8 protein-coding genes are annotated in these 10537 nt (G+C 34.8%); 1 reads left to right on the forward strand and 7 read right to left on the reverse strand.

All coding sequences use genetic code 11. The annotated features are described in order from the left end of the window. Positions 1-327 precede the first annotated feature (327 nt). A complete protein-coding gene (locus tag IGJ03_RS07335) occupies positions 328-1182 on the reverse strand; it encodes a LysR family transcriptional regulator (protein WP_002361978.1) in 855 nt (284 codons plus the stop codon). A 391-nt stretch (positions 1183-1573) separates the two neighbouring features. Here IGJ03_RS07335 and IGJ03_RS07340 point away from each other — a divergent pair, with 391 nt between their 5' ends. Continuing rightward, positions 1574-2404, forward strand: a complete 831-nt coding sequence (locus tag IGJ03_RS07340; RefSeq protein ID WP_192385991.1) for an MBL fold metallo-hydrolase — start codon at positions 1574-1576, stop codon at positions 2402-2404. 147 nt (positions 2405-2551) lie between these two features. Here IGJ03_RS07340 and sprE read toward each other — a convergent pair whose 3' ends face one another. The 6 genes from sprE to IGJ03_RS07370 all read right to left on the reverse strand — a co-directional run bounded on the left by sprE (position 2552) and on the right by IGJ03_RS07370 (position 10505). Continuing rightward, positions 2552-3406, reverse strand: coding sequence for a serine proteinase SprE (gene sprE, locus IGJ03_RS07345; RefSeq protein ID WP_002364098.1), 855 nt, complete (start codon positions 3404-3406; stop codon positions 2552-2554). Positions 3407-3454: 48 nt separating this feature from the next. Further along, the gene (gelE, locus tag IGJ03_RS07350; protein WP_353973655.1) at positions 3455-4987 is read right to left on the reverse strand and encodes a gelatinase GelE; all 1533 of its coding nucleotides are present in this window, start codon (positions 4985-4987) and stop codon (positions 3455-3457) included. A 234-nt stretch (positions 4988-5221) separates the two neighbouring features. Further along, the gene (fsrC, locus tag IGJ03_RS07355; RefSeq protein WP_109537943.1) at positions 5222-6565 is read right to left on the reverse strand and encodes a sensor histidine kinase FsrC; all 1344 of its coding nucleotides are present in this window, start codon (positions 6563-6565) and stop codon (positions 5222-5224) included. Further along, complete coding sequence (gene fsrB / locus IGJ03_RS07360) at positions 6562-7290, reverse strand: quorum-sensing system protein FsrB (protein WP_425135861.1); 729 nt, start codon at positions 7288-7290, stop codon at positions 6562-6564. Before fsrB ends, fsrC begins: the two co-directional genes overlap by 4 nt. An 88-nt stretch (positions 7291-7378) precedes the next feature. Beyond that, complete coding sequence (gene fsrA, locus IGJ03_RS07365; RefSeq protein ID WP_073340375.1) at positions 7379-8110, reverse strand: response regulator transcription factor FsrA; 732 nt, start codon at positions 8108-8110, stop codon at positions 7379-7381. A gap of 418 nt (positions 8111-8528) precedes the next feature. Continuing rightward, positions 8529-10505, reverse strand: a complete 1977-nt coding sequence (locus IGJ03_RS07370; protein WP_202229520.1) for an amidase domain-containing protein — start codon at positions 10503-10505, stop codon at positions 8529-8531. Positions 10506-10537: the final 32 nt, after the last annotated feature.

Genomic DNA, 10537 nt, shown 5'->3' on the forward strand with positions numbered 1-10537 from the left:
AAACTTCTAACGACACAGTTATCGCAAGTACTCACGTATCAACAGTTCTTTATATTCCTTGCCATTTAGTTATTTTATACTTAAAAAAATAAATCTTTAGATAGCCAAACTATACACCAGAACCCCTTTAAATTGAACCGTAATAGATACGATTTATCGATTCTTAAGTTATTAAATAATTGAACATTCTGTTCAGAAATATCGAACAGCCCCATAATTGAGCATCTCTTTTAAACAATGAACAACAAAAATAGCCTTATCCGCAGCAGAAGTAAATCTAAGCGAATAAAGCTATTTTTGGTAACTATTCCAAAGTAATTTTAATGGCTAAGTCTCTAGCAACTTTTGTAAAGTTGCCTTGATTTGACCAGGTTGGACAAAAACCGAACTGGAAACATTTCGGTATAAATAAAATTTTTGTTTTCGTTCAATCGGTAAAAAGAAGAGTTTAGAATCAATTTCCTGCAGTTGTTCTTTCCGAAGAGAGATTACCGCATAAACTCCTTTACTTTTTTCAATGAGACGAGTAAGCATCAATGTATCGTAGCAACAAACAAGCGGACTTGTTAATTGCAACATTTCTAGCACACTCTTGGTAGCTTCTAAATGATCTAAGTGATGAGGCAAAAATAGAAATGGATAGTTGGTCAAACAGCTGAAGCCTTCTTCCTCAATTTCTTGTTTAATTTCTCTTGAAACACAAAGATACATTTTTAGTTCAATTAATTGTTCTTTCTTTAAAACTGGACTATTCACATCTGCAGAAGTAATCACAAAATCCAACTCATGATTCTCCAATTTATTCAATAACTCAAACGATGAACCATGGTAACATTCCCAAAAACGATTCAGTTGATCCTCATTTTCTGTCACTTTATACATCAAGGACGTATTTCCAAAACCTAAACGCATCACTGGATTCTCAATCATTTCATGCAAATTAAGTTTCATTTTCTTAGCCTCGTTTAAAATGATATATACAGATTGGACGATTTTATCACCATAAGAATTTAACGTCAAAGAATTACCGTTACGATCAAAAAGTAAATGGCCCAATTCACTTTCCAAATCTTTTAATGACGCACTTAAGGTTGATTTACTAACATGAAGTTCAGAGGCTGCTTTGGAAATACTATTATATTTTGCAATGGTATAAAAATATTCTAATTTTTCAATAGTCATCTTTTGTCATCCCTTTTATTCAAATTCATTTGCCCACGCAACCTGTTCAAAACACGCCTCACTCTTTATCAATAGCGTAGTTATTTTTGCTCTAATAAGCTATGTCCATCTTGTTATTTTTCTATAACTAATAGCAGATGGATATGAAAGTGCCTTTGGTAAAACTTTTTCTCGGAAATAGCATGAACATTCACAACAAATTCAGCTTATTAAAAAAGGCGTCTAGCTTTTTCTATTTTACGCATATTTACTTAAGAAATTCCATTTCAATTCTTCTCTAAAAAAGGTAAGATGGACACAACAAATGTTTCAGTTTCCATGCCCATTTACTTTAAGGTTCAGCGTTATCTACTAAGTATGAAGAATGTCAAAGAAAGGTTAGGTACTCCCAATGAAAATCAACTATTTAGGTACGGGTGCAGCAGAACGGATTCCAGGAATTTTTTGTAATTGTAAATTATGTAAGTACGCTCGAGAGAAAAAAGGACGAGAAATTCGTACACAAACTCAATTAATTATTGATGATGTCCTGCTGATTGATTTTCCAGGGGATTCTTATTTACACCTGTTGCAGTACGACTTGTGTTTTGCAGACTTTGACTCTTTACTAATCTCTCATTGGCATTCCGATCATTTTTACGGCGAGGATTTGGCTTATCGAATGTCTGGTTATGCATTAGATATTCCCAATCGTTTAACTGTTTACGGAAATGAAGCAGTTAAGACGTTTTATCAGCGCGCCTTTGATTTAGAAGGTCGTCAAGACGATACCCGATTACATTATCAGGTTATTCAGCCCTACAAATGTTTTACTATTGCGAACTATACGATTTATCCCCTTCCTGCACAACATGGAAATTTCAGTGAAGATTGTTTTATTTTCGTTATAGACGATGGTAAAGATGCTTTTTTATCCACCCATGATACAGGTTACTTTACGTCAGAAATGTTTGAATATCTTGAAAAGAGCCATTTACTTCTTAGTATTGTTTCTTTAGATTGTACTAGTCAAACAAACGAAACTGGCAATAGTCATATGAATTGGGAAAAAAATTTAAAATTAATTGCAGAATTAAAAGAAAGAAAACTCGTCACAGATAAAACGATTTACGTTGCCAACCATTTTTCTCACAATGGCGGCTTGTCTTATGCGGAGATGGCGGCTTTATCTCAAAAGCATGAAATCATTACGAGTTATGATGGTTTAGAAATACTAACTTAATCGGATTATTTGCCTTCTTTTCAGCACTATTATATGCTTTTAACCGATAATTACAAGGTACTTTTATCGTAACTTACACTATCTTAAAAAACAAAAATACTCGAGATTTCCCGTGATTCTGGAAATTCCGAGTATTTTTATGGTTCTTTACGCTGCTGGCACAGCGGATAAACGTTTATTTTCTTCTTCATTCACTCGATTGACAATAAAGTTATAATTCACTTCATTTAGTCTTTGACCATGGTTTCCTGTTTGCTTAATCCCACCATTGGAATGAACACCAACTACTTCAAACTGAGCATTATAGATTGGTGAACCAGATTGACCACCTGTTGTATCGATATCATAAAATAGTAATGGATTTTCTAAGTCTGTAAAGTTAGATGTAAACAAATCATTTTCATGAGACCATTGTGTGTGGTTTTTCTCACCTGGATAGCCTGATATTGTGACATGGGTATCTGAAGATTCAAACTTTTTCAAAACAAATGGCGTTAAAATTTCTCCCAACTCTGGGCCATCTGGACGATCGTTTTGTTTGCCAACAGTCACGACCGCAATATCCGCATTCGGGGAAAAAGCTACATCAATCACTTTGAATTTGCCAAATGGTGTCGCACTGCCATCTCGACCTGGATAAAACCAAGCATCATCTTTGGCATTCGGATTTAATACTTTGGCATTCTTAAAACTTTCAGCCACATGATTATTGGTGACAATTGTATTAGTTCCAACAACAAAGCCTGTTCCTAAAGAAATATAGCCTGGTTTACTGGCAGGGGAAATGATTCTTCCGATTGACGCAAAAGGCGCTTCGGTTGTATCTGCCACTTCTTGTCTTCTGTCTTCAGGGTCCAGTAACGATCTTTTTTGTCGTGAATGACTTTCGGCAGGAACGATATACTCTTCTGCATTTGCAGACAAGCTAAAACCGGCGATCAAAGTTACTAAAATCAGAAACAAAAAACCAGCACTAATTTTTCGTATGGAGAACTTTTTCATAAGATTATGCCACTCCTTATCCATTTTTATTTAATTGGGGAATTTTTTTTATTCATTGACTAGAACAGATTCACTTGGTTGGTTTACCTGAATGTCTTCTTTAGCTCCGATTCCAGCAGAGTTAAAGGCTGCTGACACCACTGAAGCTGCTTCATCGCCATATTGAACTTTTGCAGCAGCAAGCATCGCATCACGAGCATCACTGAATTGTGCTTTAGGTGTTAAGTAATTTACTAACGAGCTGTAGAAAATAGTCTGTGCTTTTTCAATGCCTAAGTTCTGGATAATGGTGTAACCAATCCGATTTATAATTCCACTATTATAATGAACACCGCCTTGATCATAATAAGGCGTTCCTTTATACCGTGCTCGATCGTCGTATTGAGCCATGGTTTCTGGTTGTCCGTGTTTACTTGGCGTTTGTAAATTTCGAATACCTGTTTTTCGGTCAACACTCTGAGTATCCGCACCAATTTCTGGATTAGATGCACCCGAAATAATATAACCCATCAAATCAGAATAAGATTCATTCAAGGCACCTGATTGTCCTAAATATTCTAAACCGGCAGTATGTTCCGTCACACCATGTGTCATTTCATGACCAACTACATCTAAAGAGGAAGCATACGTTTTTCCTGTTGGTGTACTTGTTTCACCATAACGCATTGCTTTTCCATCCCAAAAAGCATTGTCATAAGCATCTGGATGTTGTTCATCAACAACTGACAAGATGGGCATCCCTCGATCATCAATACTGTGTCGTTGGAAATGATCTTCATAATATGTTTTCACAAATTTTCCATGCGTATAGGCGTCAACAGCATTCTGATTTAATGCTACTAGTGATGGTGCTTGAATAATAGAATAATTATTTTTGCCATCAACTACTGCATGGTAAACCCCTGTGTTATCCGTTCCGTGTAAAGTAATTCCCGTATTGCTTTTTTCAACTGGTACATTAAACGTTACTTGAAAAGAGTTTTTTAACGTTACTTCACTACCGACATGTTCCGTTAAATCTTGTTTTTCCATAATTGTTCCATCTGTAGCGTTCACTTTATAAACCAATGATACGGGGTCACCAGTTGGTGAAGAAGTTACTCTGACTTTATAAAATAATTGCCCTTCATTATTTACACGTTTGTCAATAGCTAAAAAGACAAGATCTTTATTTTCCGGATTATCAGAAGCAATAATTTTTTTAACTCCTTCTTCACCGATTGCATCAACCGATTGAATTTTCACTACTTGATCAACTGGATTTCCTGTAACACTTGTTACTGCACCGTTTTTATCTAAATGAATAATCACATTATCTGAATCAACAGTAACGCCTTCCGTTTGCTTTTCTAACTTAAGATGCTTCATCCCCCACGCATCTTCTTTTCGATCTACAACCGTATATTGTTCAGCAGCTGCCTCAGAAATTGCCTCCTTTTCCAACTTCGATAAAACTGTTGAAACTTCACTTTCTGAATAAACTTGTTCTTCTGCTGCTACAAAAAGTGAAGAAAATAGACATGAACTTCCAACAAAGATGCCTGTACCTAAAATGTATAAAATTTTATTTCCCTTCATCAAACGATTAACTCCTTCCCCAGTTTCCTTTTATTTCTTTTCCCAACAAAAGTATTGCTTTATCTTCCCTAATCTTTCCCGTTAAACGACCGCTCCTTTCCCTGCGTAAATATTTGTTGCTATTTTCATTATAGACAACTGCCTAACCGGCACTATCTAAATTCCTTAATCAGCCGACATTTTTCCCTGTATTGCCCCTCATATCTCAATACCATAGCAAAAAAGTTGTTAACAAATTCATTCGTTAACAACTTTTTTACTATTATGATTTTTTTCAATAATTAAATGTTGAGTGACCGCTCCTTCATTGAAGGACGTTTGCAAATCAAATTGATCTGAAAAATCAACAATTTCTTTTACGTATAACAACCCCCAACCATGTTCTTCTGGGTTACTTTTAGAACTAAATTTGGTTTTCTTCATAACCCTAAAATCAAATTCGGCTTGGACACTATTTGTTATCACAAACTCTTGTGTTTCATTTTTATTGAAAATTGAGATAGCGAACATTTTCAATTCTGATTTTGCACTGTTTTCAATCGCGTTATCTAATAGAATAGCCAACAAACGAATCACAACCACTAAGTCGATTGATGTATCAAGAATAAATACTTCTGGCACATCAACAATCACTTTTAGTTTTGCTTGCTTTGCGGTATTAATTTTCATACTTATGAGTGCCTTAAGTTCCATATTTTTCAAACGATTTAACTTCATAAGTTCAAATTCTTCATTATCAATAATTTTTTTGGTTGGTGCAATCGTTTCTTCATAAATTCTTTTGATTTCCAGAATATCTTCGTATGAAATAGCAATTTGTAAACTATACAATAAATTTTTATAGTCATGACGAAACATCGCTAGCTCTTCGTTAATGGATTCTATTTTTTCAGTATAAATCGTTAAATTATTCAATAATTGAATGTTGATACGTTGTTCTTCCAAATAAGCTTCAATGACTAAGCCAATCAGAATTAAAAATAAACCTACACTTATTAATAACTCCAATTTAGAACTATTTACCGTGACAAATCCTCGCATAAAGTCAGGTGAAATCTCTGGCGAAATCAAAAACACAAAAAGTAACAACAGAATCAACAATAAAAGTAAACAACCAAAAAAAATTCGGCTATTTTCTAACACACGATTTAATCTTAAAAAAACACTATTGGGAATTTTTAAAGCAATCCAGATATTTATAAGCAACAGAAGAACATTTGAGGCAATCCATAATAATTTATTTTGATAAATCTGCTGAAAAAAAACACTTAAAATCGTTTGCTCCGTGTAATTGATAAACGAAACCATAAGCAATGTAAAAACGGATAAAAATATCGCTTTAAAAATTGAGAACCTCTTTTTGTGAATGAGTAAAAATCCTGTAAAAATAACGACTGTCAGCGCATAAATCAACCAAGAGTAGCCCAACATTAATGCCGCAAACGAACAAAGATTAATGACAATAAGCAATGAAAGTAACGGTATTTTACATTCAATCTTGATCAATGTTACTCGTAAAAAGACAAAAACGATAAAGCTAGATGCCAGCAAAACGTTAGTAGCTAATAACGACAAAATCATTTTTCAATATTCTTTTTAGGTTTTTCAGTTTGTCCCATCCATTGTCCAAATATATTGGGCGAATTTTGATTTAATCTAGGCTTAGTTCCCACAACATCACTAACTTTTGCAACTCTTTTTTCAATAATATTTTTAATTATTTTTTTACCAAATTTCATAAAAACACTTCCTTCAATTAAATTTTTTGTTACCGGGAGTATCATCAGACCTTGGATGACGAGACCGTAGAGTATTACTGAAGCAATCTTTTCTTTGACAAACAGACTACATAAAATAAGTAAACACACCCTTATAAGGCTTTGCTTTTTGAGCACGTTTAAATTAGATGGCTGAACAGGTTCGATTGCTGTTCCTTGTGGCGCATACCAATAAAATAATACAACTAAGAGGCACATCAATAGAATTTTATAAATAAACGGTAAGCTCACAGAAGAATTTTTCAATACAAATGGTATGGCGACATAGATAACAATGCTTTCTAGACGACAGAGCCATTTAGTTTTTGCATGCCAGCCACCTGCGACAGGCCGTAAAAAAATCAGTACGACGTATACAATAAAGGTTTCGCTTAACGTCCCAAATAAAACTGATAAAATCAGAATCATCAGAAAATTAAATAAGCCAGAAAAATAAACGGTTAGATAATACTTTGTCCATTGTGTTTTTCCTGATTGATCTTCCTGATCCATATCCATAATATTTTTTAGAATCCAATCGATTAGCATATCGCCCTCCTCTTCAAGTATTGCACTAAATTATAACGAATATAGCGACTAATAGATAGATAATTCCTTAATTAGTCATTATCCCTCCCTAAGTAAGAAACAGCGCCTTAACCTGAGTATAATATCTTCTTGAGACTGGTACTTCCGTTCCGTCTCTCATAGTTAAAAGATGCGTTTTATAATTTAATTTTGACGCATATTTTTTATTAATGATGATTGATTGATGGACTCTAATCAAATCTGGATGCAGTTGTTCAATTTTTGATAACGTTCCATAAAATTCTCTTTTAAAATTTTTACCAACCATTGACACACGATGATCGTATTCCGTTTGAAAGAAATAAATATCATTAATATCCATTTTTATAGAAGACGCTTTTAAGTTAATGATAATATATTCACTTTTTGTCTTTATATTTTCTTTTTGTTGAATATATGCGTCGACACATGTTTCAACTTCTTTTTGGAAATCTAGAAAATCCACGTTCTTTTGAATAAATTGAAGAGCTGAAACCATATATTTGTAGGAAGTTAAAACTAATTCTGTGTGAGTAGAAATAAATACAATCAGACTTTCACTGTCTGTTTTTCTAATTTCTTTAGCAACCTCAAATCCTGCCTGGATATGATTGTTCATTTGAATATCTAGGAAAAAGATATTTAGTTGGGCGTCCTGGTGTGCCACTTGTAATAATTCATCTGAACGTGAAAATAAATGGATTGTTTCATTATAAATATTTCTTGAATGTAGGATATTTGTTACCAATGCTTCTAACGCTTTTGCTTGAATAATTTGGTCTTCTAATATATAAATAGCCATTTGTTCACTCATCCCTTTCTCAAGAAGATATAAAATTACACAACAAAAGACAAATGATTATAATGTTCAATCAATTTATGCAACAATAAAAGAGATAAAAAATTGATTGTCTGTTAGTATATTCACATAAATTTAGTATAGCGATTTCAGTAGTTTCCTGCAAACAAAAACATAAAATAACAAAGCATCAAGAAAGAGTACTTTGGACTATTCATCTTTTTCTAACGAATCATGAGGACTATTGTCTCTTCGTTGATGAAAAACAAAGAATCAACCGCCAAACTGTTCTTGTCATTTTATACATGACAAAATCAATTCATTGGTCGATTCTGGTTATTTTAATTTGTTAGTTCACACATGGATCATTGCGCTAATTTTTTACTTAAACATCCACACTTCTTCCTGTTGAATGAGTCGATTAAGCGCCAATGTAGGTCACGCCACTACTATAAGCAATTACATTAGGTAAGACACGATACGAAATCGTTTGATCATTGATGACATTGCTTTCAGAAATAATGATTCCATCAGAAGTGACCGCTTCAACAAAAGCAACATGTCCATATTGATTATCTGCGCCAGCAACTCCTGGTTGGAAACTAATCGCACGACCAGCTTTAGGCAATGAACTAACTTGATAGCCTAATGCACGTCCTTTTCTTCCCCAGTCACTGCCATTTCCCATAAATTCATCCACAGAAGTGCCCAACTGTTTGAAACGATTATAGACATACCACGTACACTGGCCCACGGGATAGCTACCACTCCGATTATAATTGATCCCATCATAGACTGGAAAATGCATTTGTTGCTGTTCCGCTTCCGACAGCTCATTTTTAGATTGGATAATCAAACCGTCCACTGTTTTTGGTAAATCAAATTGCGTTAAGTTATAAACCGCAATTAACGAATTTAATTTATTATCGTATTGCTTGTCTGTTGCATATTTACCTGTTAAAAAACGCGTTGCTTGAAGGTAGTTTTTGGCTTCCGAACGCCACGCTGGTTTATAAAAATCTTGATTTCCGTCAATCCCTTGTCGGAGTAATTGAACATAATCTTGCAGTGAGTCATTATAGCCACCGTAATCGCGAAACCCAGCGGAAATTGTATAAAGTTGGCCCCTCTGATCAGCCTCTTTTGTTGAAAAGCTAACACTATTTCCTTGGAACGAACCTTTCACGCCAAAGAGATTATAATAAGGTTCTTTGGCTAGTTGACTTTCGCCAGAGCCACTTTCTAAAATAGCCTGAGCTATCATCACTGATGCAAAAACATCGTATTTTTCGCCAAGTTCTCTGGCTGTCTCACCAATTTTTTTAATAAACGCTGTGGTTTGTTCTGACTTCTGCATTTCAAATGACGCACCATATGTTGCTAAAACTTCTTTGCCATACTCCGTTAATGTGAACTCCTTAAAAGGATTAGTCACTACCAAGCGTTTCTCCTCTTTTGAGTCTGGTTGTTGTTTGGCAGTATAGATATTCTCTAACTGACCAATTACTTCTGGCTCCTCTTTAGAATCCGCTTCCGCTGCGGCAATTAAATATTTTCCTTGGCCAAGATAAACACCATTTTGAAGCGTTTTTCCTTCAGCTGTTTGCCAAAAAATCAGATCACCAGGTTCTGCCTCCTCTATAGAACGAGCTTTACCAAATGTCATTTGTTCTTGCGGCGTACTGCCAATGTCTATTTTAAATAATTGTTGGTAAATTTTTTGGGCAAGGAAACTACTGGTTAATGCTTGCTCCGTCAAATTAAATTCTTTTTTTGTTTTCCCAATGTGTCTTAATGCTTCAGCCACCACAACTGCCCGTTTCTGTTCGTCAAAAGACGACAACAGTGGAAGTTCGTAGCCTTTTAAATTTGAAGAAGCTATTTCATCTACTTTGAGGGACGGATTTAACGATACAGCCTGATTTTCTTCAACAACGTTATTGGTGGCTTCAGGAACTTGAATAGGTTCTTCAGGTTCTTGCTTGGTCACAGGAACTTGTGGTGGTTGCGATTGTTCAACAGGCTGCGTGATTTCTGATGATACCGTAGGCTCTGTAGGTTCTTTTTTTGTTTCAGAACTAGTATTTGTGGTTGTCGTTTCTGTCGTTGAATGACTCGTTGATTCGGTAGTCGTATCGGTAAAACTACTTGATTCAGATGACGAACTACTAGTGGACGTTGTAGATGTAGCAACAGTTGTTTCGGTTGTTTCGGTTGTTTTGGTTGTTTCAATTACTTTTTCTTCCGAAGTAATTGTCGTTTCCGAGGACAGAGCTGTTTGTAGCGAGCTACTTGGTAATTCTGCAGCCAACGTAACAACTGGAGCGACTTCCAAACTCAGAAGAACGAGAATACTTGTTAAAACAAGTAGTTGATTCTTGATTTTCTTTCTTTTCATTCGTAAAAATCCTCTCCTATTACTTACTTGCG

The sequence above is a fragment of the Enterococcus sp. DIV1315a genome, from assembly GCF_051712325.1.
Lineage (GTDB): Bacteria > Bacillota > Bacilli > Lactobacillales > Enterococcaceae > Enterococcus > Enterococcus faecalis.